The 21,558-nt window shown below is 53.7% G+C and carries 22 protein-coding genes; 6 read left to right on the top strand and 16 right to left on the bottom strand.

The features are described from left to right. Positions 1–637 precede the first annotated feature (637 nt). Positions 638–1,312 carry a helix-turn-helix domain-containing protein gene (locus A8990_RS18760; protein ID WP_116190571.1) on the bottom strand — a complete coding sequence of 225 codons (675 nt, stop codon included), beginning with the start codon at positions 1,310–1,312 and terminating at the stop codon, positions 638–640. Positions 1,313–1,637: 325 nt separating this feature from the next. Between A8990_RS18760 and A8990_RS18765 the strand changes: the two genes are divergently transcribed. Beyond that, positions 1,638–1,916, top strand: a complete 279-nt coding sequence (locus tag A8990_RS18765; protein WP_116190572.1) for a DUF2277 domain-containing protein — start codon at positions 1,638–1,640, stop codon at positions 1,914–1,916. 44 nt (positions 1,917–1,960) lie between these two features. On the opposite strand, the gene A8990_RS18770 is transcribed toward A8990_RS18765, so the two are convergent. The 9 genes from A8990_RS18770 to A8990_RS18810 form a co-directional block, all read right to left on the bottom strand. Beyond that, on the bottom strand, positions 1,961–2,668 hold the full coding sequence (locus A8990_RS18770; protein WP_116190573.1) for a FadR/GntR family transcriptional regulator: 708 nt from the start codon (positions 2,666–2,668) through the stop codon (positions 1,961–1,963). A 49-nt stretch (positions 2,669–2,717) separates the two neighbouring features. Then, a complete protein-coding gene (locus A8990_RS18775) occupies positions 2,718–3,449 on the bottom strand; it encodes a LutC/YkgG family protein (RefSeq protein WP_116190574.1) in 732 nt (243 codons plus the stop codon). After that, complete coding sequence (locus A8990_RS18780; RefSeq protein ID WP_116190575.1) at positions 3,442–4,986, bottom strand: LutB/LldF family L-lactate oxidation iron-sulfur protein; 1,545 nt, start codon at positions 4,984–4,986, stop codon at positions 3,442–3,444. The genes A8990_RS18775 and A8990_RS18780 overlap by 8 nt, the downstream gene beginning before the upstream one ends. Then, positions 4,983–5,711 (bottom strand): (Fe-S)-binding protein, encoded by a 729-nt coding sequence (locus A8990_RS18785; protein ID WP_116190576.1) that lies wholly within the window; start codon positions 5,709–5,711, stop codon positions 4,983–4,985. Before A8990_RS18785 ends, A8990_RS18780 begins: the two co-directional genes overlap by 4 nt. A 343-nt stretch (positions 5,712–6,054) precedes the next feature. Then, positions 6,055–6,822 carry a DeoR/GlpR family DNA-binding transcription regulator gene (locus tag A8990_RS18790; RefSeq protein ID WP_116190577.1) on the bottom strand — a complete coding sequence of 256 codons (768 nt, stop codon included), beginning with the start codon at positions 6,820–6,822 and terminating at the stop codon, positions 6,055–6,057. 29 nt (positions 6,823–6,851) lie between these two features. After that, on the bottom strand, positions 6,852–8,324 hold the full coding sequence (gene rhaB / locus A8990_RS18795; protein ID WP_116190578.1) for a rhamnulokinase: 1,473 nt from the start codon (positions 8,322–8,324) through the stop codon (positions 6,852–6,854). A gap of 3 nt (positions 8,325–8,327) precedes the next feature. Further along, positions 8,328–9,608 (bottom strand): L-rhamnose isomerase, encoded by a 1,281-nt coding sequence (gene rhaA, locus A8990_RS18800; RefSeq protein WP_116190579.1) that lies wholly within the window; start codon positions 9,606–9,608, stop codon positions 8,328–8,330. Positions 9,609–9,630: 22 nt separating this feature from the next. Then, positions 9,631–10,005, bottom strand: a complete 375-nt coding sequence (locus A8990_RS18805; RefSeq protein WP_116190580.1) for a sensory rhodopsin transducer — start codon at positions 10,003–10,005, stop codon at positions 9,631–9,633. Positions 10,006–10,026: 21 nt separating this feature from the next. Then, positions 10,027–12,096, bottom strand: coding sequence for a bifunctional aldolase/short-chain dehydrogenase (locus A8990_RS18810; RefSeq protein WP_116190581.1), 2,070 nt, complete (start codon positions 12,094–12,096; stop codon positions 10,027–10,029). 206 nt (positions 12,097–12,302) lie between these two features. Here A8990_RS18810 and A8990_RS18815 point away from each other — a divergent pair, with 206 nt between their 5' ends. The 3 genes from A8990_RS18815 to A8990_RS18820 all read left to right on the top strand — a co-directional run bounded on the left by A8990_RS18815 (position 12,303) and on the right by A8990_RS18820 (position 13,961). Next, positions 12,303–13,211, top strand: a complete 909-nt coding sequence (locus A8990_RS18815; protein WP_116190582.1) for a LysR family transcriptional regulator — start codon at positions 12,303–12,305, stop codon at positions 13,209–13,211. 110 nt (positions 13,212–13,321) lie between these two features. Then, the gene (locus tag A8990_RS31615; RefSeq protein WP_181909664.1) at positions 13,322–13,480 is read left to right on the top strand and encodes a hypothetical protein; all 159 of its coding nucleotides are present in this window, start codon (positions 13,322–13,324) and stop codon (positions 13,478–13,480) included. A gap of 274 nt (positions 13,481–13,754) precedes the next feature. Next, a complete protein-coding gene (locus tag A8990_RS18820; protein ID WP_147306829.1) occupies positions 13,755–13,961 on the top strand; it encodes a hypothetical protein in 207 nt (68 codons plus the stop codon). 15 nt (positions 13,962–13,976) lie between these two features. On the opposite strand, the gene A8990_RS18825 is transcribed toward A8990_RS18820, so the two are convergent. The 5 genes from A8990_RS18825 to A8990_RS18845 form a co-directional block, all read right to left on the bottom strand. Further along, positions 13,977–14,447, bottom strand: coding sequence for a GNAT family N-acetyltransferase (locus A8990_RS18825; RefSeq protein WP_116190584.1), 471 nt, complete (start codon positions 14,445–14,447; stop codon positions 13,977–13,979). Continuing rightward, positions 14,444–15,967 carry an MDR family MFS transporter gene (locus tag A8990_RS18830; protein ID WP_245996100.1) on the bottom strand — a complete coding sequence of 508 codons (1,524 nt, stop codon included), beginning with the start codon at positions 15,965–15,967 and terminating at the stop codon, positions 14,444–14,446. Before A8990_RS18830 ends, A8990_RS18825 begins: the two co-directional genes overlap by 4 nt. A gap of 77 nt (positions 15,968–16,044) precedes the next feature. Next, on the bottom strand, positions 16,045–16,683 hold the full coding sequence (locus A8990_RS18835; protein ID WP_116190586.1) for an SdpI family protein: 639 nt from the start codon (positions 16,681–16,683) through the stop codon (positions 16,045–16,047). Between the two features lie 3 nt (positions 16,684–16,686). Next, a complete protein-coding gene (locus A8990_RS18840) occupies positions 16,687–16,959 on the bottom strand; it encodes an autorepressor SdpR family transcription factor (protein WP_116190587.1) in 273 nt (90 codons plus the stop codon). A 154-nt stretch (positions 16,960–17,113) separates the two neighbouring features. Beyond that, a complete protein-coding gene (locus A8990_RS18845; protein ID WP_116190588.1) occupies positions 17,114–17,944 on the bottom strand; it encodes a phytanoyl-CoA dioxygenase family protein in 831 nt (276 codons plus the stop codon). 156 nt (positions 17,945–18,100) lie between these two features. Here A8990_RS18845 and A8990_RS18850 point away from each other — a divergent pair, with 156 nt between their 5' ends. Together A8990_RS18850 and A8990_RS18855 are read left to right on the top strand one after the other, a co-directional pair. After that, entirely contained in the window at positions 18,101–18,976 is an 876-nt protein-coding gene (locus tag A8990_RS18850) for a helix-turn-helix domain-containing protein (protein ID WP_116190589.1), read from the top strand. Positions 18,977–19,068: 92 nt separating this feature from the next. After that, entirely contained in the window at positions 19,069–20,349 is a 1,281-nt protein-coding gene (locus A8990_RS18855) for an MFS transporter (protein ID WP_116190590.1), read from the top strand. A gap of 109 nt (positions 20,350–20,458) precedes the next feature. Here the strand turns inward: A8990_RS18855 and A8990_RS18860 are convergent, their stop codons facing one another. After that, positions 20,459–21,463, bottom strand: a complete 1,005-nt coding sequence (locus tag A8990_RS18860; protein ID WP_116190591.1) for a LacI family DNA-binding transcriptional regulator — start codon at positions 21,461–21,463, stop codon at positions 20,459–20,461. Between the last annotated feature and the right edge of the window lie 95 nt (positions 21,464–21,558).

Here is a 21,558-nt window from a genome sequence, read left to right on the forward strand (position 1 = left end):
TGTATCCCTCAGGGTCACTCTTTCGCCGATTTAGCTGTTTTCCCACTCATGTGTACCCCTCAGGGTCACTCTTTCGCCGATTTAACTGATTTCCCACTAATGTGTATCCCTCGAGGTCACTCTTTCGCCGATTTAGCTGCTTTCCCACTCATATGTATCCCTCAGGGTCACTCTTTCGCCGATTTAGCTGTTTTCCCACTCATGTGTACCCCTCAGGGTCACTCTTTCGCCGATTTAACTGATTTCCCACTAATGTGTATCCCTCGAGGTCACTCTTTCGCCGATTTAGCTGCTTTCCCACTCATATGTATCCCTCAGGGTCACTCTTTCGCCGATTTAGCTGTTTTCCCACTCATGTGTATCCCCCGGGGTCACTCTTTCGCCGATTTGACTGATTTCCCACTAATGTGTATCCCTTGAGGTCACTCTTTCGCCGTTTTCGCTGATTTCCCACTCATGTGTATCCCTCAGGGTCACTCTTTCGCCGATTTGACTGATTTCCCACTAATGTGTATCCCTTGAGGTCACTCTTTCACAGATTTAGCTGCTTTCCCACTCATGTATATCCCCCGGGGTCACTCTTTCGCCGATTTAGCTGCTTTCCCACTCATGTATATCCCCCGGGGTCACTCTTTCGCTAACTTTTACTCCAGTTCGAAGATGAGAACTTATATCTCATCCCCCTTCCCTTTGGCGATGTCACTGAGCTCAAGATCCCCCTCCTTACCAATGACTTCAATCCTGCTATTACTCTCCTTTTGCTAATCCCTAACTTATCCATTGCAGCCGCCGGCGTGATCTCGCCCCAATGCTGCTGCATCAGGTGCAGCAGCGCTCGTTCGTAGACGTCGAGGCTATGCTCGACGCCTCGCGTGATGCCGCCCCATTTGGCAAGCGCCATGAGCAGCGTTTGCTGGCAGCGTCGAGGCTTCTCCGATACATCGTCGAAAGCGAAACGGAGCAGGTGCCAGCCGTCGATGAGAAGGTGATTTTGGCGTTGAAGATCATCTGCGAAGCGCCACCTGGTAACGTCTCGCCAGTGTGGGCCGAAGCCGTCGATTTCAATCAACAGTCGATACGGCAGTGGGGGCATATATGCAAAATTGGCGAACCGCGCACCTCCTTTCAAATCCTGCAGCTCATATTCAGGATGCAAGTAATCAAGGTTGCCAACAGCTGGCCACCAGACATTTTGGAGGAATAATTTCTCCGCCTGATCGTGCTCCAATAGCCGCCGCTTACGCTCCTCGCTGCTGTTCAAACCTGCAGAATCCATCAACTGCGCATACGCAAGCTCAAAACCATTATCCATTCCCATACCCCCGGAAAAATAAAATAAGGCTGCCTGCCCGGATAATCCGGACAAACAGCCTGTGCTTCAGGACAAATTAGTTAGTCGATGTGATTATTATAACCGGAAAAGTTACAAGAAGGCTAGTGTTAATGGTGCGGGGCTGCGGGGCTGCGGGGCTGCAGAGGTGCGAAGGCGCGGAGGTGCGGAGGTGCGGAGGCGCGGGATGCAGTGTCCCGGGTTTGGCTACAAGGTGTTAGGCTAGTGTCGTGCAAATTGCTGGTTTGTCCCCCCAGCCATGTAGTAAGATGAAATCAAATTCATCTCGCAAAGGGGACCCCTCGCTATGTGCCGCAATATTAAGACGCTGTTTAATTTTGACCCGCCAGCTACCGAAGACGAGATCCACGCTGCTGCGCTGCAGTTCGTTCGCAAACTGTCTGGCTTTAATTCGCCGTCGAAAGCGAATGAAGCTGCCTTCAACACTGCCATTGAGGACGTGACCGCCGTCGCCAAGAAGCTCCTCGACTCGCTTGTTACGAACGCCGAGCCGCGCAACCGTGAAATTGAAATCGCCAGGGCGAAGGTAAGAAACATCCAGCGCTTCGGAACACCGAAGGCATAGCCGTACAACACAAAGGGCTGCTCCCATCGGGGCAGCCCTCTCAACTAGAGTACCTTCAACAAATTGCTCACCACATGCTCAAGATGCTGCTTCATCCGCTCGCCTGCAAGCGCGGCATCGCGAAGCTCAATCGCCTCGAAGATGGCGAGATGCTCGCGGTACAGCCGCTCCGCCACGGAGCGGTTCGCATAAATCTCAACGCGGCGAATTTCGCGAATCGCGAGCTCGAGCTGACCGACGATGGATTCGAACAGCCGCACCATGATCGAATTATGCGTCGCTTCCGCGAGCGTCCGATGGAACAGTAGATCGGTCCGCTCGCCCTCCGCATCGTCGCCGATCGTGGCTTCCATCTCCGCCACAAGAGCGCGCAGCGCAGCGACATCCGCAGCCGATGCTTTCCCTGCAGCGATGGAAGCGTTCGAAACCTCCAGCGATTGTCTCGCTTCAAGCAGCTCCAGCAGCGTCTCGCGATTCATCCGCATCGACACAAGCTCAGGCAGCTCCACTTCCACCGGAGCGCTGTTAATAACCGTGCAGCCGCCGCCTTGGCGAATCTCGATATAGCCCATCGCCTTCAAAGCGCTCAGCGCCTCTCGCATCGTCGAACGCCCGACGCCGAATTGCTCGGACATCTCCTTCGTCGAAGGCAGCTTGTCGCCGACCTGCAGCTTGCCGTCCACGATGAGCCGCTTGATCTGCTCCGCAATCTCCTCGTAATGGTTCCTTTTCGAAAGCTTCGTAATTTCCATCGCTTAATATCCCTTCTGTGATGAACCGACTCCTTGCTTACGAATTGCGCTATCCCACAATGATCGCATAAACAACGCCTGGTCCATGTACGCCAATCGTCAAATCATTCTCGATATCCGCCGAACGACTCGGCCCCGATATGAAATGAATCCCCGCAGGCAGCTGCTCTCGCCCAGCCCGGTCAAACTCCACTAACACTTCGCCAAGCCGCGTACGCAGACGCTCAATCGGAATAATCGCCATCAGGACCGTCGGCAGCAAGCTGACCGAGCGGCCTTTATCCTTCGATGATAACACGGTAAGCGATCCCGTGTAAGCCGCCGCATGGTCGACAACGACGACGCCGAAGTCCGCCTCAGCCGCGCGCGCTTTCCACTGCTCCTCCGGATCGCTGTTCCACACCGACACCTTCGCCTCTGAAAGTGCGAATTCGAGGTCCATCTCCGCGAGCTCCGGTTGATTTTGACGGATAATATACTTCGCACTCATCTCTGCAGCTTTATCCACGATAAACTGCTTCGCTTCCTCCATGCTGCCGAGCCGCAGCGAGTGCCCGCCGACCGCACGGAAGTTCTCCATAAACTTCTCCGCCCGCTCATCGATCGGCCATTCGAACTCCCGCCAGAAGTCCGGCGCTCCGCGAAAAGGATGCGCAGGCGCCGCAGTCGGGCGTGCCCGACCGAGCTTACTCGAAATACTATTAATGAAGCTGACCTGCTTCTCCTTCGACTTGGCCGTCTGCTCCGCAAGCCACTGCTGACGCGCTTCTTTATTAGCCATGATGCCCGTGTCCCCCGTTTCCTTTACCGCCGTTGCCACCTGACTGACGTTCTCTAACAATCGCTTCCATGCGACTCTTCACAGCCGGATCCATCTCCTGCAAGCCGTGGCGAATCTCCTGCTCCATCGTTGGCCATTTCTCGCGGAACGACTCGCTAGGCAGACTCGGCGTCACACGGTAGGAGTTCCAACCTTTGAGCGGACCGATCTTCGAACGGATGCCGCCATCGCGCACGACGAGCTTTTGCCCGAGCTTCCCGATCTTCAGCACAGCGCCGAACCGTTTCGAGTTCTTCATCACCGCCGCAAAGCCTTTCATCCCGATCGCTTCCAGCTTATCTCCGCGACCTGCCTCCAGCTTCCGACGACGCAGATAGACGAGCATCTCGTGCAGCGGGATTTTCACCGGACATGCCTCGTAGCAAGCACCGCACAGACTCGAAGCGTTCGCGATATCATCCCATTCTGCGATATTTTTCTTCAAGGCTGGCGTGAGCACAGCACCGATCGGACCGCTGTACGTGCCGCCATAAGCATGACCGCCGATATGACGATACACCGGACACGCGTTCAAACAAGCGCCGCAGCGAATACAGTTGAGCAGCTCCTGGAATTCCGGGTCGCCAAGCTGCAGCGAACGCCCGTTATCCACGATGATGATGTGCATTTCATCCGGACCGTCCGCATCGACTTCACGCCGAGGACCGCTAATGCCGGACATATAAACAGTCAGCTTTTGCCCTGTCGCAGAGCGCGGAAGCAGCGTCGCCATAACCTCAAGATCTTCAAAAGACGGAATGATCCGCTCCATCCCCATCAGCGTAATTTGCGTCTTCGGCACCGTCGATACCATGCGGGCATTACCCTCATTTTCGAACAGGACCATCGAGCCTGTCTCCGCAATTGCAAAATTACAACCCGTCATGCCGATATCTGCTTCCAGGAACTTCTCCCGCAGCTTCCGGCGCACGAATCCAGCTAGAATCTGCGTATCCGGCGCGAGCGTCTCGCCTGCATCAGCGGACAACAGTTCCGCGATCTGGTAGCGGTTCTTATGAATCGCCGGGATAATGATATGCGACGGTGCCTCGCCCGCCAGCTGAATAATGTATTCGCCGAGGTCCGTCTCAATCGCCTCAACGTCTATCGACTCAAGCGCATGGTTGAGATGCAGCTCCTCGGTCACCATGGACTTCGACTTCACAACCGTGCGCGCTTCGACCTGCTTCGCAATCGCAAGCGATATTTCCACGGCCTCGGCAGCCGTCTCCGCAAAATGAATATGGACCCCGTTAGCCCGGGCATTTTCGACGAATAAGTTCAAATAATAGTCCAGATGCGCAATCGTATGCAGCCGGATTTGCCGACCGCGCTCGCGCCATTCGTCCCAATTGCCGTGGTCCGCCGCCGCTTTCTCCTTGCCTGTACGCAGACGCTCCGTCGTAAACTTCACTGCTTTCCGCAGAAAATCATTATTGAGCGCAAGTCCCGCCCGTTCCTTCACCGTTCCTAAATTCGTCTGTGTCGCTCCGCTCATGCGCCCTTCACTCCTTCATAAAGAAGCTCCGCCAGATGCATAACCCGCACCGGCTTATCCCGATAACGCAAGTTGCCTGCGATGTTCATGAGGCACGCCAAGTCGAGTCCGACGAGCACCTCTGCCTCCGTCTCCAGCACGTGATCCGCTTTCTCCGTCACCATCGCGCCGGAAATATCGGACATTTTGACCGCGAAAGTACCCCCGAACCCGCAGCAATCGTTAGCAAAAGGAAGCGGTACAAGCTCCATCCCCTTCACCTGCTCCATCAACAGGAGCGGCTCCTCCTTCACGCCGAGCAGACGGCTGCCGTGGCAGGATGGATGGTACGTCACTTTATGCGGGAAAGCCGCGCCAACGTCCGTTATGCCGAGCACTTGAACGAGGAACTGCGTGAATTCGTAAGACTTCTGCTGCAGCTTAATGGCTTTCTCGAGCATAACCGGATCATGTTCGAACAGCTTCGGATAATGATGAATCATGCCGGTGCAGGAGCCCGACGGGGAAATGACAAAGTCGCAGTCCTCGAACGCTTCGAGGATCGTGCTCGCCGTCTCCCTCGCTTCCTTCCAATAGCCGCTGTTGAACGCCGGCTGTCCGCAGCAGGTCTGCACTTTCGGGAACTCAACCTGCACGCCATATCTGGCGAGCAGTCGCACCATCGCTTCACCGACGCGCGGGTATAAGGCATCGCTTAAACATGTGATAAATAAAGACACTTTCACGTTAACGGAGCACCTCGCTTGAACTCGTTTTATAGTTATCATTTTATCAGGTTGTCAGACATGTTGACAATAAGAAAAATGCCCGCTTCGCTTAAAATGTTACTTCTCTTTAACGGTTGTCAACTAGCCTAATTGGTGATTCCTCGCCAAGAATCGAGTGTTTCGTAGTAAATAGCCGCTCTCACAACCGTTAGCACATCGTATGAATGCCCAGAGGGGGTTAGCGAATTGAGGAATCCCCTTCACAGGCAATCCTGCTTGTCCAGTTGCTCAGAGCTGAATCTTCATAAAAAAAGAAGCAGTTCCGGACAACAACTCTTCGTCCCGAACTGCCTCCCTTTCCTCAAACCGTAGACACCGCAATCTCCGTCCGCTCGGCCAGCGCCTGCAGCGTCTCCTGCGGGATGCGCCGATCGGTGATGATCGTGTCGATCTCGCCGAGCTCGGCTACATGCGTGAACGCTTGGATGCCGAACTTGCTGGCGTCGGCGAGCAAGATGACGCTGTCGGCCATGCCGATCATTTTCTGCTTGATGCGCGCTTGCAGCTCATTGGACTCGCTAATGCCGCGGTCCAAGTGGACGCCTTTGCAGGAGAAGAACACTTTGTCGACGTGATACAGGTCGAGCGAGCGCTCCGCGAGCGGACCAACGAAGGAGAGCGAGCGCTGCGCAAGCAGCCCGCCGGTCGAGATCACCTCGATCTTCTCCTTGCTGCTCAGCTCCGTTGCCACTTTAATGGAGTTGGTCAGCACCGTCAGCGGAAAATCCGGCAAGTACGAAGCCATATACCATGCCGTCGTGCTTGCATCGAGCAGAATCCGATCCTTCGGCTTGATCAGCTTCACTGCTTCCTGCGCGATGCGCCGCTTCTCCTCGGCATGCGTAATCTCCCGCTCCGCATACGGAATTTCTGGCTGCTGCGGCTGATCCTTCACGCTGACCGCTCCCCCGTGGGAACGGCGCAGACGGCCAGCCTGCTCCAATCGGTCCAGATCTCGGCGGATCGTCTCCTCCGTTACCTGGCACAGCTCGCTAAGCTCCGTTACGCGGATGCTGCCGCGTTCATTGACCAGGCGGGCAATCTTCTCATAGCGCTCTGCAACCAGCATCGTCATCCTCTACTTTCAATCATTCTAAGTTAAGCGAGTCCCGCAAGTCCGCGAAACTTCCCGTAAGCCTCTTCCCATTGCGACTGATCCTGCGGGTCGTACACCGTAACCGGGAACGAATCCCGAATCACCTGGCGCGCTTCCCAAATATCCGCCAGCTCGCCCTGCGCAATCCATTGTACGACCAGATTGCCGAGCGCACTGCCTTCTACAGGCCCAGCCCATACCGGCTTGCCGATCGCGTTCGCCGACCACTGGCAGAGCAGCACATTCTGAATGCCGCCGCCCACCATGTGCAGCCCGCTGAACGACTTGCCCGATAACCGTTCAGTTAATTCAAACACATAACGGTATTTCAGTGCAAGGCTTTCGAGGATACAGCGAACGATTTCGCCCGGCGATTCCGGCACGGGCTGCTCGCTTGCTGCGCAGAACTGACGCACGCGAGAAGGCATGTCGCCAGGATGGATGAACATCGAATCGTCCGGATCGATGAACGACTTGAACGCCTCCGCCTTCTCCGCCATGCTCACCAGCTCAGGGAAGCTGTAGGATTGACCGGCCAGCTCCCAATAACGGCGGCATTCTTGGAGAATCCACAGTCCCATGATGTTCTTGAGCAATCGGTACGTGCCGTACACGCCGCCTTCATTCGTGAAGTTTAGCTCCTGTGCCAGCTCATTGATAACCGGGCGGTCTACCTCAGTGCCCATCAGAGACCAAGTGCCGCAGCTCAAGTAGGCAAAATCCCGCTCCAGCGCCGGAACGGCAGCCACCGCCGCACCCGTATCATGCTCTGCCGTCGCGAGTACAGGCACAGAGCTGATGCCGAGCTCTTCACGCAGCACAGACCGCAGCGAACCAACGCGCGTTCCCGGCTGGACGACTTCGCCGAACAACGAAGGTGAAATGCCAATCGCCGCGAGCAGCTCCGTGTCCCAGCGACCTTCGAGCGGATTATACAGCTGCGTCGTCGTCGCATTCGTGAACTCGTTGTGCATCTCGCCAGTCAAGAAATACCGGAGCAAGTCCGGAATCATGAGCAGATGCTCTGCTCCTTGCAGGAACGGCGAGTCTGATTCCTTCAGCGCTGCCAGCTGGTAGATGGTATTGAACGGAAGGAATTGAATGCCGGTCCGCCCAAAAATCTTCCCCGCTGTCAGCCGCTCCATCGTTCGCTCCATCACGCCATCCGTATGATGGTCCCGATAGTGATACGGATTGCCAAGCAGTTCTCCGCTTCGGCCAATCAAGCCGAAATCGACTGCCCATGAGTCGATCGCGAGGCTAGCCGGCGTCTCGCCGGCATGCTTCGCTTTCAATAGGCCTTGCTTGATCTCATGGAACAACCTCAGGATATCCCACTGCAGCCGATCGCCTATCCCGACAGGATCATTATTGAAACGATGGATCTCTTCCACTTCGATCTTGCCATGATTCAAACGGCCAAGCAGCGCTCGACCGCTGCTTGCCCCGAGGTCATACGCGAGGATGCTCGGCATATTCTAGTTCGCCCCTATTTGCACTTGACCGCGCTTCAGCAGCACGTCATTCTCATATGCTTTCACTTCTGCGAGCCATTCTTCACGTACCGGTACGCCGTTCTTCGCGCAGTAGTAATCCCATACCGCGCCGAATGGGTACGACTTGAACTCCTCTGTCAGCGCGAGGCGAGTCGTGTAATCGCCTTCGATTTCCGCTTTGCGCAGCGCTTCGATTGGATCCAGCATCGCGCGCATAAGCGCTTTGATTGTGTTGCGCGTGCCGATGACCCATGCAGCAACACGGTTGATGCTCGCATCGAAGAAGTCGAGGCCGATATGCGTAATGTCAAGCAGGTCGCCGCGTATAAGCTCGCGTCCGATGTCGATCAGCTCGTCATCCATTGTGACGACATGATCGCTGTCCCAGCGCATCGGGCGGCTTACATGCAGCAGGATGCCATCCGTGAACAGCGAAATCGCCGACAGCTTATTCGAGATCACTTCCGTTGGATGGAAGTGGCCTGCATCCAGGCAGATCAGCTTGTTGTTCTGAATGCCGTAGCCCATATAGAACTCATGCGAGCCGACAACGTATGCTTCGGATCCAAGTCCGAACAGCTTGCTCTCGACAGCATCGAGGTTATGAGCGGGATTCAGCTCTTCCTCGAATACTTGATCGAGCGCATCCTTCAACCGTTTGCGCGGTGCAAGGCGGTCTGCCGGCACATCCTTGAAGCCGTCCGGAATCCATACGTTCGTTACGCAAGTTTGACCGAGCTGCTCACCGAAGTAAGCGCCGATCCGGCGGGAAGCTTTGCAGTGATCGATCCAGAATTCGCGGATTGCCGGGTCCGGATGGCTCAGCGTGAAGCCGTCCTTCGACTTCTCGTGCGAGAAGCAGGTCGGGTTGAAGTCTAGACCGAGTCCTTGCGCCTTCGCCCAATCTACCCACTTCTGGTAATGCTTCGGCTCGATTTTATCCAATTCCACCTTCTCGTCGGTATCGACGTAGATCGCATGGAGGTTCAATTTATGTTTGCCTGGGATGAGAGAGAACGCTTTCTCCAGATCGGAGCGAAGCTCCTCCGGCGAGCTTGCCGCCCCCGGGTAGTTGCCGGTTACGGAGATGCCTCCGGTCAGCGCTTGATCTTTATTCAAGAAGCCGCGAACGTCGTCGCCTTGCCAGCAATGCATCGAAATTTTCACTTCTGCGAGCTTCGTAAGCACCGCGTCAACATCGATGCCGTGACGGGAATACAGCTCCTTGGCTGCTTCGTAGTTCGCTACAATTTTTTGCTCCATCTCATACATGCTCCTTTGCACATTATTTTATCGGATGAGCGATGACGGACATAAGGGCATTCTCGGCTTGCGTCGCATCCAATCGGCTGTACTGGACAATGATCGGAATGCTGCTCAGCACCTCGATGGCATAAGGAACGCCGACCGGAATCTTCGTTCCCTCTGCCGAAAGCGTGGAGGTGCGGATATGTTTGGTTCTTCTGCCTGGCACGGTGACAATGATGTTCTCGAGCGGCTCACGATCCTCGAAGAAGATCGTAAGCGTAATTTGCGCCTCCTCGGAGGAGCAGTTGAGCACACAAACCGATTCATGACTTTCATAGGAACCTGCTGCGCTAGTCGGCGGAATGTAGCCGTCTGGAATAATCCAATGCTTCTCGCCTCTTGCTTCAAACATCCTTCCGCACCATCCTCTTCCTTATCGTGTGAATGCTGCCGGTACGCCGCCGTCGATCGTGAGCATGCAGCCCGTCGTTTTGTCCGCTTTGGACGATGCGAAGAACGCAACGCCTTCTGCGATATCGCGCGGGTAGATGTTGACAAGCAGCGTCGTCCGTTTACGGTAGTACTCTTCCAGCTGGTCCGGCTCAATGCCATACGCGGCTGCCCGCTCGTTGCGCCAGCTGCCATTCCAAATCGTCGATCCTTGCAGGATCGCATCCGGCAAAATCGTATTGACGCGGATACCGAACTCGCCGCCTTCTGTCGCAATGCAACGTGCCAAATGAGCTTCCAGCGCTTTCGCCGCGCTGTATGCCGATGCCGCCTTCCCGGCATAGACCGAGTTTTTGGAGCCGATGAACACCATGTTGCCGCCGATTGCTTGCTGCTTCATCTGCTTGAATGCTTCGCGAGCAACGAGGAAGTAGCCTGTGCCAAGGACGCTCATGTTGAGGTTCCATTCTTTGAGCGATGTTTGGTCGAACGGGCTCGATGTTGCAAGACCGGCGTTGTTAACGACGATATCCAGACCGCCATACGCAATCGCCGTCTCGTTCATTGCTGCGATAACGGCCTCTTCGCTCGTAACGTCCATCTTCACTGCAAGTGCGCGGCCTTCGCCGTACTTCTCATTAATTTCGCCAGCGACGCGCTCCGCACCTTCCAGATTCAAGTCCGCGAGCACAACATGCGCGCCTTCGGATACGAGTCTGCGTGCTGTTTCGCTGCCGATACCGCCGGCACCGCCAGTGATGAACGCCACTTTGCGCGAAAATTCTGCTTCTGCCGGAGCGAGCGACAATTTGTACAGCTCAAGCGGCCAGTATTCCACGTTGTACGATTCGTTCTCGGAGAGCGACACGAACTCGCCAAGCGCTGTTGCGCCGCGCATAACTGCAATGGCACGGTGGTACAGGGCGCCGCTTACTTTGGAGTTCGACCAGCTCTTGCCTGTGTTGATCATACCGATACCTGGGATCAGGATAACGCGCGGCGCCGCTTCGAACATCACGTCGCCTTCGTTCTTGTTGCGCTCGAAGTAAGCTTGGTACTGTTTCTTATACGCAGCGATGCTTTCTTTCAGAATCGCCTGAAGTCCTTCAATATCGTCCGCGTTCGGCGTCCAGTCGATGAAGAGCGGAACGACCTTCGTATGCACGAGATGGTCCGGGCAAGCTGCGCCGACTTGCGACAGCTGCGGGGAATTGACGCCGCTGACAAAAGCAAGGACGTCGTCTGCATCGTCGAACGTTAGAATCATTTTCTTCGCGTCGCTGACTGCGCCCCGGATTGTTGGCATAACTGCCGCTGCGATGCTTCTGCGCACTTCTGCTGCAAGCGGATGATGCTTCACGCCGCCGAACAGCTTCTCTTCATTAACACGAGCTTCGATAAAATTCTCAGCTTCAGTGATGATCTTGATCGTTTGCGCATACGCCTCTTCACTTGTTTCGCCCCAAGTAACGAGACCGTGCTTCTCCATCAGGACAAGCTCTGCCTTCGGGTTCGAAAGAACGCCTTGTGCAATCATTTTCGAGAGCGTAAAGCCAGGGCGTACATAGGGAACCCATACGAAACGGTCGCCGAAAATCTCTTCCGCCAGCTGCTTGCCGTTATCTGCGCAGCACAGGCTGATGATGGAGTCCGGATGTGTATGGTCAACATGTTTGAACGGGAGGAAGGCATGCAGCAGCGTCTCGATCGACGCGCGCGGATGCTTGCTGTCAATCATGCAGTGTGCGAGGTACGCGACCATTTCCTCATCGGACATTTCATCGCGCTCGAACAACGGACGGATGTCTTCCATACGAAGACCTGTGAAATTGCCTGCTTTCATGGATGCAAGGTCCGAGCCGCTGCCCTTCACGTACATCACTTCAACTTCGCGACCGCGGAAATCGGTAACCGTTGTTTTGGCCGAAGTATTGCCGCCGCCCCAGTTACATACGCTGCGATCTGCGCCAATAATATTGGAACGGTAGACGAGCTGCGCTAGTCCGTTCTTCTGTTCTGCTGCTTTATCGTTATTCCACAAAGATTGTGCCATCTGTTTACCTCCGAATAAGTTTGATAATTGCTTGTTGAACCCACAATAACATGTTTGTTTATTTTTGAATACAGATTTTCAAATAAAAACAAATATACATTTCCGGTAAAGTGAAGAAAACAGGTCATACACTTTCTGCAGACGCCAAGAACGAGGTATAATGAATCGAGCTTCGCTCAATACGTTGAAGGCAATGGAGAATTGTTATGAATCTGGAGCAAATGGAATGTATCGTTGAAATTGCAAAGACTGGATCCTTATCTAAAGCAGCAAACCATCTCAATGTGACCCGATCGGCGGTCAGCCAATCCATCACGAATTTAGAAACGGAGCTTGGAATTAAACTGTTCGTTCGCAGTCACGCAGGAGCAATCCCTACCCCAGATGGTGAAGTCATAATCGAGAAAGCGAGAATCATTACTCAGCAAGTTGAGGGTATTAAAGCGGAAGCAGCCCAGCGGGCCGCCGCTCCCCTTCAAGTACTGCGAATCGCAAGTACGCCTGAGCAATTAGCGCTTCTTACGGATACGTATATCAGCTTCAAAGAGGACTATCCAAACACGCACTTGCCGTTTATGGAAAGCTCGGTCGAGCAGATCTTCGATGATCTCGAGCATGATCGCGTCGATGTCGGGCTTATGATTCTTCATGATCGGCTGCTCAAAGACAAACCGCATTTGCAAACAAAGCCTCTGGTGAAAACCAAGCTGATGCTCAGTGTCAGCAAAACCTCGCCGCTAGCTGCTCTGACGTCTATTTCGATCGAAGATCTGCTGAACGTACCGCTTGTTTTCTATAAAGATGATATTCTCACGAAGCTATTCGCTGACGATGTAGCCGAGAATTATCGCCCTCTTAATGTCATGCTTACTTCCGATAATATAGGCGCGCTCAGGGTCATGCTGGTCAAAAACTATGCGGCGTCGATAACGACGGAGCTAACCTTTCAGAGACACCCGAATTACACGGAAAATTATGCATGTATCGAGATTGACTACCCTGGCTGGAACGAGCTCCATGTGGGCTGGGTCAGCATGAAAGATAAGAATTTACCCGAGCGAACAGCGTTGTTCCTAGAGCGGCTTGAGCAGGATTTGAAAGCGTATTATCAATAAACGAAAGAACGAATTTCATACCTGAACCAAACTTTATTCCCTCCTGCCTCAGGAGGGTTTTTCGTTATGCTAGATAATGAAGAACTCTGCCTAAAGGAGAACGATCACAAATGATAGGGCACCAAATATTCGAACAGTGGCGGCTTCACGTCACCTATGAAACTGGCGAAACGCCTGAGTTTACGGCAACTGAGGGTTGGGAGCAAGGAGAAATCGGTCAGGACGAGCATGGCCCTTGCGAAATGGGGCGGTATCACAAGGGGACTTGAACATAGTCTCGATGTCTATGAGCGAGCCATATTGCATCTGATGCAGCAGCACTGGGCTGAAATTACACCGACAGCAGCGGCTTCGAAGCTGGGTATTAATCGGGAAACTGTAGTAAAGAGGTTGCAATCGCTGCAGACCAAAGGACTGCTAAGCGCTCATAAATCACCTCGAGGTCGGGCTATGCGATACTCGTTACCACCGGCTATGTGGAGTGGGAATTGAGGCTTATGGTGAATTTTGGTCCAGCAAACCAGCTACATTGGCGGGGATAGCTTGAAGTTAGCCAAAGTAGTCCAGCAGGCCAGCTACATTGGTGGGGATAGCGTGAAATCAGCGAAAGAAGTCCAGCAGACCAGCTTCTTTAGAGAAATAAGCCTGATTTCCGGGCAAGTAGTCCAGCAGACCAGCTTCTTTGGCGGGGATAGCGTGAAATCAGCGAAAGAAGTCCAGCAGACCAGCTTCTTAAAAAGTCCTCAATAGAAAGAACCGCCAGCGCTAAAGCGCGGCGGTTTCTTCGATTTTCTCGAACTCCGCAATGAAAAACCCCGGAGCAACTTCCACCTCACGCTGCTCCACGAAGCCAAGCTTCGTGTACAGCCTTTTCGCCGGCAGATTAGCCGCTCCCGTCGCAACGATGAACCGATCCGCACGCTGCTTGCACGTATCCAGCACATGCTTCACAAGCCGCTCGCCAATCCCTCTGCGGAAGAAGTCGGGATGCACGACAAGCCGGTGGATGTCGATGCAGCCGTTCTCTTCCTTGAAAGAGATAGCCCCAGCTAACGCTTCACCCTGCCAGCAGCCGAAGAATTGCTCGCCGCATGCTTGCAGTGACAGGGCCGTATCGCGCAAGCCAGGTATATCATGGAACCCGATCAACCGCGCCTCCACGCTGTAGGAGAGAAGCTGCACATTAAGCAGCTCCCTCACTTGCGCATAGTCGTTCAGATCAATGTCTGCTATCATACCGCGCTTACCGAGCCTTCATTTTCCTCTTTCTTCTCTTCAGTTGACGTTGTTTTCAGCACTTCTTTCTTCAGTCCGAAGGTAATGAAGAAGGCCAATATAACTAGGATGAACGCGACCCAGTACAGATGATTGAACGCACCTGCGAAGATATCCTTCACTTGCTGGGCAAGCGATGGATCCGTTCCCTCCGGAATCGTACCGGTAGCCATCCCAACGATCGCTGCAGCTTGATCCGGAATTTTGGCAGCCAAGTCTTTAAGACCGGATGTAATATTCGCGGCCAGCACGGAACCGAATACGCTGAAGCCGATGGTCATGCCGATGGATTGGAACAGCGTAATCGATGATTGCGCGATACCGCTGTGTTCTTTATCAACCGACTCTTGCACGATTAGCTGATTGCTGAACATCGTTCCGAAGCCAAGACCGAGAATGACGAAATAGAGGAGGAACGAAATAATCGGCGTGTGCGCATTCGTTGTCGTCAGCAGATAGAACGCAATAATCGGCAGGATAAACGACACTGTGTAGATATTGCGGTACGGCACCTTCGTCATTAAGCGGCCTGCCACAACGCTGGCTCCGATCGCACCGATCATAAGCGGCAGCGACAAGTAACCGGCAACTGTTGGCGAGAGGCCAAGTACGTTCTGCGCGAAGAACGGGAACGACGAGAATGCACCCATCAGACCAAGGATGAACACAAACATAAGCGCCGAGAGCACGACGAAATTGCGGTTCTTAAACAAGTGCAGCGGGAGAATCGGTTCTTTCGCCTTCGATTCCACGAATGTGAACAAGACGAGAAGAACAAGGCCAACCACCATCAATACCAGGATAGTCGGGTCCGTCCAGGCATAACCTTCTGTCTGATGAAGAACCGGTGTAAGCAGCAAGGTAATTAATGAACATACGAGCAGGAATGCGCCCGCCCAGTCAATGCTGACCTTCCGTTCCACTCTTGTTTCATGCAAGCCAAGCGACAAGATAATTGCAGCAATGACGCCGACCGGAATGTTCACAAGGAAGATCCAGTGCCACGAGATATGTTCAACGAAGAAACCGCCAATTAACGGTCCAAGAAGCTGCGGAATAAACATAACCGCACCGAATAGACCTTGTATCTTCGCCCGTTGTTCGACCGGGAACGTATCACCGAAGATAACCATCGCAAGCGGCATCAAACCGCCCGCACCGATACCTTGTATCCCCCGTCCAACAAGCAATACTTCCATCGACGGTGCAAGACCGCTGATGATGGAGCCGCCAATGAACAGCGCCATGCTGACCATATAAATTTTCTTGCGTCCATACAAATCTGCCAGCTTGCCGAGTACCGCCATGAATGACGTCATCGCCAGCATGTAGACGCCGCCGACCCAGCCATATAGCGCAAGTCCGCCCAAGTCGCGGAGAATCGTCGGCATTGCGGTGGACACTACGGTCTCATCCAGCTCCGAGAAAATAACGCCGATCATAAGTCCAATCAAGATTAATGTTTTGTTGTTCTGCTTCAAAGCAGCAGCCTCCTTTGCTCTCATCATAATATCGGGGAATTATGAACTGAATGTTAACCGGAAATGTAAACCATACATTATTTTTTCATCCGAGTAAATAGCCAGTAGGAATAAACCGTCGGAATGAGCGAGCAGACAATGATCATTCCCACGAAACCAAGAAGCGCTGTACGCCCTTCAGCAAACGTACACAGCAATGCAACCAATCCGCCGAGCATCATGAACGGACCGCCAATTCGGTGTGTCTTGCGCCAGTTCTCTTCGCTCGCGAGCGTCCATGGCGTGCGAATCCCAAACGTGTAATTCGGCTTCACTTGCGTCAAATAATTGCCCATAACCAAAAATAGTACCCCAATGGCAATCATAATAATGCGCCGGATGTCGATCGCGTGCCCGAGATTATAAATAAGCGCCGTCCAGCCTGCAATTGCGAGCACTAGCGTCGCACCGAGCCGTTTCACTTCAAATGCCGTGCTGAAATTGTTGAAGTTATCGCGCTTCGGATCCACTGCTCTCATGACGCGCATCAATAATGGAACGAGGCCGAGCAGGACCAGCACCAGTATGAATATTCCTTTGTTCATCGTGCCGTTCACTTCATTGTTCACCGAGAAATGAGTCGCAACCGTCTCGGGCAGTTCATTATAGACAATCAGCGCGCCAATCGCCGGAGAAATCCCTACAACGGTATACAAAATATCTTTCCAAGCTTTCATCGATCAATCCCTCTTCTCCTGTTTGTTAATAATGCCGAACATCCAGCCGATCACATCTTCCACGACCGTCGTATGCAGCGAGTATATGATGGACTGGCCTTGCCGCTCGTCGAGCACAAGTCCGGCTTGCTTGAGCAAATTCAAGTGATGGGAGATGCTCGGCTTGCTGATGTTGAAGTGGTCCGCGATTTCGCCTGCCGTCATGCTTTTGTCCCGTAAAATTTGCAAAATATGTCTGCGCGTCGGGTCCGCTAACGCTTTGAACGCTTCGTTCACGGCACGATGCCCCTTTCTTATTTAGATGTTTGGCTAAATATATAAATACAGCATAGAGCTGTGCCATATACCTGTCAATAGACGGCACACTCGGCCGAAAAGCAAAGAGCCGAAGCCCATTATGGGGCACCGGCTCTTATTTATTTGTACATTATTAAGTTCTCGAATACAACGTCGGGAAGTACGCATCGTTATTGAAGCGCATGCCCGGCTCTGGACGAGCGCCCAGGAATCGCAGGTTATCATGACGCTGTCTGTGCTCGCGATAATACGTATGGCCTGGCATCAGATGCGCAACGACAGATAGACGAGGCTCGTTCGTAAGGTTCGGACCGGAGCCGTGGAACGTAAGCGCGTGATGGAAGCTCGCTTGGCCTGCTTTCAAGATGCAAGGCTCCTCCACCCAATCTCTGGTCGCGAATTTCGCTTTTAGCTTACTCATATCCTGCTCAAAAAATGTATCGCTGCCTTCAACCGCTCCCCACTTATGGGAGCCGAGAATCGTCATCATCCCGCCATTGTTCAGATCGGTATCCTGCAGCGCGATCCAGACCGTCACCATATTCGGCGTGCTGCTGCAGCGCCAATAGCCGTAGTCTTGATGCCAGCCTACATTCCCTGCATTCGTTTCTTCCCCATTCGTACCTGGCTTGAAGATGACCTGGTCATGCCACAACCGGATTTCATCCTCGCCGAGCAAGTCGGCTGCCATATGGCCAAGATTGCGGTCGGTTACGACACTTCTAACTTCGTCGTTGATCCACCAGCCATTATCGAATTTACGGATTGCGAGCGGATTGTCGGACATATGCAGGTGATGCATGGGAAGGCCGTGGCCGTCATACTTCCTGCTCCATACACGCTCATGCGCGTGGCGAAGACGCTCGATCGTATCATCATCAATCAGCTTAGGGCTGATCCAATAGCCAGTCTCATTGAACTGTTTCTTATCCTCATCGGTAACTTGGTACGGAATGACTGTCATAACTAGCGGACACCTCTTTCAAATTCATTAAGTATGTGTGCAGGGCAAGCTGCTTCTTATCTATTGTAGTGACCTTTGTAAGCGTTGACTTTCGAATATCTATCAAATAGGATTAGAAACATAAGAGATGATTAGACACGATTGGAGCTGTCCGAAATGGCAAAAGGCAAAGTCCATACTGATCGATGGGTATATAACTGGAATGCCGACGATAAAGGAGCTTACAGCAGCCTGCCTGAGCTGGTCACGCTCGGGTATGACCGCTTCCATGAGGCCTCTCCGCTCACTGACCATAACCATGAACGATGCTACGAATTCGTCTTCGTGGAGAAAGGCAAAGTGACCTGGGAAGTCGATGCGGACATCTTTCCTTCCTACACCGGACAATGCTTTCATACCCGCCCCGGCGAATGGCACCGGGCGCGGCTGAACTATATCGAGCCCTGCAGCATCTGGTGGGCGATCATCGTTGATCCCGCCGAGCAGCCGGGCTGGCTTTCGTTCGACGACGAGGAACGCGGACAGCTTGCAGCTAGTCTGCGGCAGTTGCCGCGCATCGTCGGTGTCGACAGCCGGATGCGGGATCAATTCGAAGCGCTGCGCAAATTGCTGTCGGACAACAAGCCCGCTCCTCTGTTCCGCGTGCGCCACCATCTAACCGATATTATGCTGCAGCTCATATATCCGCAGGCGGAACGCCAAATCCAGGGCGAGCTGCGCGATACGATGCTCGCCTTAACGAGGCGCATCGAGGCGGAGCCCGAGCGCCGGTGGGCCAACAAGGAGCTCGCCGACATTGCTGGCGTCAGCGAGTCGCACTTCTATCGGCTCTTCCATGCGCTGCACGGGCAGTCGCCGGCCGGCTACATTGACCGGCTGCGCATGAATCGTGCATGCGAGCTGCTGCGAGAGCCGGGCTCGAATGTGACGGATGTGGCGATGGACCTTGGCTACAAGACGAGCCAGCATTTTGCCACCGTGTTCAAGAAATATATCGGAGTGTCCCCGTCACAGTGGAAGAAAACGACGTAACCACAACTTGCAAATTTCGGTTATAATAGATTCCGTCATGCTATAAGTTTAAAAATTTAACTTTTCTACCCAACAACAGGAGAACTCCAGTTATGCGCTTCTTCAGCCATTATCCGAAAGAAATTCAAGTTTTTCTGCTTGCCAGCCTGATCAATGCAATCGGCAGCGCACTCATGTGGCCGCTCGTGACGATGTTCGTCTTCGACCAGCTCGGCAGGTCGATGTCGGACGCCGGCCTCGTCATCCTAGTCCAATCGATCGGCGGTATCGCCGGACAGCTGCTTGGCGGCGCGCTCTATCATCGCGTCGGCGTGAAACGGCTTATCATCGGCGCCTTAGCGCTGAACGCAGTCTGCTTGCTGTTCCTGCCGATCTTAAGCCACTCTTGGCCGATCTTCATCGTTGCCATGGGACTCATCGGGCTGTTCAATTTCTCGTCGATGCCCGCAATCCAAGCATTCATCGGCTTCCGGTTCGCTGACCGGCGCGGCGAGCTGTTCAACGTCATCTACGTCGCCAACAATATCGGCGTGGCAATCGGTACGGCACTGAGCGGATTTCTCGCCGATGTGTCCTACACGCTCAGCTTCACGATGAATGGCGTCTCCTCAGGGCTTTTCGCGTTCTTCTTCATGATCTATCTTCAGCGCGTAGGCACGACTAGCGGAGCGGCGGCTGGCGTGAAGATGAAGAAGCTGTCGCCTGAGAACGCCAGCGGTTGGTCGCTGCTGCTTGATGTACGGCTCTATCTGTTCATGGCATTAGGCGGTATGCTCATTAACCTCGGCAACAGCATCTGGAACACCGGCGTCTCGCCGACGATTATCAGCTCAGGGCTGCCGAAGCAAATGTTCGGCTACCTGTGGACGCTGAACGGCATTATGATCTTCGTCGCCCAGCCGGTGACGAACTTCATCAAGCGGATCGCCGCCAGCACGATTACGGCGCAGCTGACAGCCAGCGCTTTGTTCTACTTAAGCGGCTTTGTCGCCATACTTGCCGTGCAGAACTTCACAGGCATGGTCGTCGGCATGGTGCTGACAACGCTCGGCGAAATGCTCATTGCTCCAGCGGTCCCCGCGTTCTTGAGCGAACGAGGCGGCAAGAACGCGCCGTTCTATCTCGGTCTCGCCGGCGGCATCGGCTCCGCAGGCCGTGTCCTTGGCCCGTATCTGATGGGCCATCTATACGACATCGGCCAGCTGACGCCGGTTGCATGGCTCGCCGTCATTACCGCAGCGGTGTCCGCGATTTCATTCGGCGTACACGCATTCTTAAATCGCCCGTCGCGTCTTGGCGCGGAGCACTCGCAGCAGCGAGGGCAACCCAAGCATGCAGGCAAGGAAGCAGCGGCAAGCACCGAATCCATGTAAGCATGCAAGTATGTAAACATGCAATACAGCACAAAAAAAGCAGCAGTCTCACGTATGCAAGGCATGGGTCATCAAGACCCAGCCATTTATACGTTCGAAGACTGCTGCTTTATTTTTGCTCGGCGTAACTATCCTTCGCCCCGCACGACTTGCGGACGATAAGCTGCGTCGGAAGAAGAATCGAATTCCCTTCCTTCTGCGCGCTGAAGATGAGCTGCGTCGCAATCGCGCCTACTTCATACTTGGAATGCCCGACCGTTGTAAGCGGCGGATTAATATAAGGCCCCAGAATAATATTATCGAAACCGACAACCGCGATATCTTCCGGCACGCGAACGCCGCCTTCGGTCAATGCGCGGATCGCGCCGATCGCCATCTCGTCATTCGCCGCGAAGATCGCATCCGGCAGCTGACTTCCGGCCAGCATCACTTTCGTCGCTTGGTAACCGCCCACCTCCATGCAACGTCCGAACAAGCTGATCCGGCTCGGCACCTGAAGACCATGATCTTGAAGCGCTCGCTTGTAGCCATTATAGCGTAGCGAATTATCGAAGGAAGTGACAGGTCCGCTCAGAAACTCGATATTGCGCCGCCCCAGCTTGATCAGGTGAGTGACCGCATCATAGGCGCCTTGCTCGTACGTGATGAGTACATTGTGAACGTAGTCGCCTTTGAGCTCCCTATCCAGCACGACAATCGGGAATGATTCCGATGCCGATTGCAGAATGAGTTCGTCGCTAATTTGCGTGCCCATTATAATCGCGCCGTCGACGAACTGCTCTTTAATAAACCGGTGCGCGGAGCTCGTCTCGCCGCCGAAAGTGCTGCACACGACCAGATTGAACCCGTGCGAGGTCACGACCTCTTGTATCCCTTCAATGACCTGGCTGTAAAAGGGTCCGCCGAGATCGTAGAGGAATAGTCCGATCGTCTGCGTCTTGCGTTTCTTTAAATTCCGAGCCGCACCGCTGGGCCGGAAGTTAAGCTCCTGCGCAGCGCGCAGCACCTTGCGGCGCGTCTCCTCACTGATCTTCGGTGAGTTATTCATCGCATAGGATACTGTCGAAACAGCTACTCCCGCCCTTTTGGCGACATCCTTGATTGTTGCAGGCATGTTATAACTCCACCTTCGGTCATGTATGGGAAATACTGTTTAGAAAAATTTTCAATTTACGAAAAGATATTATATTCATTCTATTACATTCATAA

The sequence above is a fragment of the Paenibacillus taihuensis genome, assembly GCF_003386535.1.
In the GTDB taxonomy this organism is placed as follows: domain Bacteria; phylum Bacillota; class Bacilli; order Paenibacillales; family Paenibacillaceae; genus Paenibacillus_Z; species Paenibacillus_Z taihuensis.

Bases quoted from the DNA above. Each gene is read 5' to 3' on its own strand.
- A8990_RS18860 (WP_116190591.1), bottom strand. From the start codon at position 21,463: ATGCCTGCAACAATCAAGGATGTCGCCAAAAGGGCGGGAGTAGCTGTT.
- A8990_RS18835 (WP_116190586.1), bottom strand. From the start codon at position 16,683: ATGAAAGCTTGGAAAGATATTTTGTATACCGTTGTAGGGATTTCTCCG.
- A8990_RS18765 (WP_116190572.1), top strand. From the start codon at position 1,638: ATGTGCCGCAATATTAAGACGCTGTTTAATTTTGACCCGCCAGCTACC.
- rhaB (WP_116190578.1), bottom strand. From the start codon at position 8,324: ATGCCGAGCATCCTCGCGTATGACCTCGGGGCAAGCAGCGGTCGAGCG.
- A8990_RS31615 (WP_181909664.1), top strand. From the start codon at position 13,322: ATGATAGGGCACCAAATATTCGAACAGTGGCGGCTTCACGTCACCTAT.
- A8990_RS18825 (WP_116190584.1), bottom strand. From the start codon at position 14,447: ATGATAGCAGACATTGATCTGAACGACTATGCGCAAGTGAGGGAGCTG.
- A8990_RS18855 (WP_116190590.1), top strand. From the start codon at position 19,069: ATGCGCTTCTTCAGCCATTATCCGAAAGAAATTCAAGTTTTTCTGCTT.
- A8990_RS18810 (WP_116190581.1), bottom strand. From the start codon at position 12,096: ATGGCACAATCTTTGTGGAATAACGATAAAGCAGCAGAACAGAAGAAC.
- A8990_RS18790 (WP_116190577.1), bottom strand. From the start codon at position 6,822: ATGCTGGTTGCAGAGCGCTATGAGAAGATTGCCCGCCTGGTCAATGAA.
- A8990_RS18775 (WP_116190574.1), bottom strand. From the start codon at position 3,449: ATGGCTAATAAAGAAGCGCGTCAGCAGTGGCTTGCGGAGCAGACGGCC.
- A8990_RS18815 (WP_116190582.1), top strand. From the start codon at position 12,303: ATGAATCTGGAGCAAATGGAATGTATCGTTGAAATTGCAAAGACTGGA.
- A8990_RS18805 (WP_116190580.1), bottom strand. From the start codon at position 10,005: ATGTTTGAAGCAAGAGGCGAGAAGCATTGGATTATTCCAGACGGCTAC.
- A8990_RS18760 (WP_116190571.1), bottom strand. From the start codon at position 1,312: ATGGATAATGGTTTTGAGCTTGCGTATGCGCAGTTGATGGATTCTGCA.
- A8990_RS18770 (WP_116190573.1), bottom strand. From the start codon at position 2,668: ATGGAAATTACGAAGCTTTCGAAAAGGAACCATTACGAGGAGATTGCG.
- A8990_RS18780 (WP_116190575.1), bottom strand. From the start codon at position 4,986: ATGAGCGGAGCGACACAGACGAATTTAGGAACGGTGAAGGAACGGGCG.
- rhaA (WP_116190579.1), bottom strand. From the start codon at position 9,608: ATGGAGCAAAAAATTGTAGCGAACTACGAAGCAGCCAAGGAGCTGTAT.
- A8990_RS18845 (WP_116190588.1), bottom strand. From the start codon at position 17,944: ATGACAGTCATTCCGTACCAAGTTACCGATGAGGATAAGAAACAGTTC.
- A8990_RS18850 (WP_116190589.1), top strand. From the start codon at position 18,101: ATGGCAAAAGGCAAAGTCCATACTGATCGATGGGTATATAACTGGAAT.